1 pseudogene is annotated in these 1,030 nt (G+C 62.8%); it reads right to left on the reverse strand.

The features are described from left to right. Positions 1-83: 83 nt before the first annotated feature. Positions 84-926 (reverse strand): annotated as a pseudogene (locus CDQ92_RS22005) (Tn3 family transposase); the annotation flags it as partial. Between the last annotated feature and the right edge of the window lie 104 nt (positions 927-1,030).

The raw sequence follows: 1,030 nt of genomic DNA on the forward strand, positions 1-1,030 counted from the left end.
CGCAGCGCGTCCAGGGCGGCGAACGTCGACGTGTCCCCTTCGTCAAACCTGTCTCTTATACACATCTAGATGTGTATAAGAGACAGGACCAGGCTGTCGCGCAAGGTGCCGGGGATGACCGCGCCGCCCAGACCGCTGAACTGATCGGAGATCATGTTGTACCAGGTGACGCCGCGCTCCTGGCCATAATATTTGGGGTTGGGACCGGCGTGTATGGCGCTCGACGGAGCGACAAAACGCATGCCGTCGGCGCTGGCCACCTCGCCGGCGCCCCAATGTTGGACGATATCCAGACGACTGTGCGCGGCAACGATCGCGGCGTTCGCCGCGGCGATGGTTTCGGGGCGAATGAAATTCTGACTGACCCAGGAAAGCCGGTCGCGCCGCAGCGCCGCAAATTCCGGGCGGACCACCGGCTCAAGGCCGATGTTGCAGGCCTGTCTCTTATACACATCTAGATGTGTATAAGAGACAGCGGCAGCGGTGAGAAGGGTTAGCCCGGAGGCACGATGGCGCTGGTTCTCGAATGTGCGGTCGCGCAATTCGCCGAGGCGGTTGAAGAAGATGGCACGGGCGAGCGCGTTGCGGGCCTCGCCCTTGTTGAGGATGCTGCCGGTGCGACGCCGCTGTTCGGGATCGTCGAACCAGTCGAGCATGAACAGGGTGCGCTCGATCCGCCCGATCTCGCGCAACGCGCGGGCGACCGGGTTTTGACGTGGGAATCCGGCCAGCTTGCGGAGCATGACCGAGGCGCTGACGGTGCCTGCGCGGATGGAGGCGGCGAGCCGCAGCGTCTCGTCCCAGTTCTCCTCGATCGCGCGGACGTTAACCGGGCCGGCGACGAGCGGGCGTATTGTCGGCCACGGATCGAGCGGCGAAAGTCCGTACAGCCTGCGCTCGTTGAGGTCGCGGATGCGCGGTGCGAAGCCTGTCTCTTATACACATCTAGATGTGTATAAGAGACAGGCTGGCTGGTGAGCACCGTCAACATTGGATTTCCTATCTTGCCAGCGTCGACCTTAGCGAAATG

The sequence above is a fragment of the Sphingopyxis bauzanensis genome (assembly GCF_002205675.1).
GTDB classification, from domain to species: domain Bacteria; phylum Pseudomonadota; class Alphaproteobacteria; order Sphingomonadales; family Sphingomonadaceae; genus Sphingopyxis; species Sphingopyxis bauzanensis.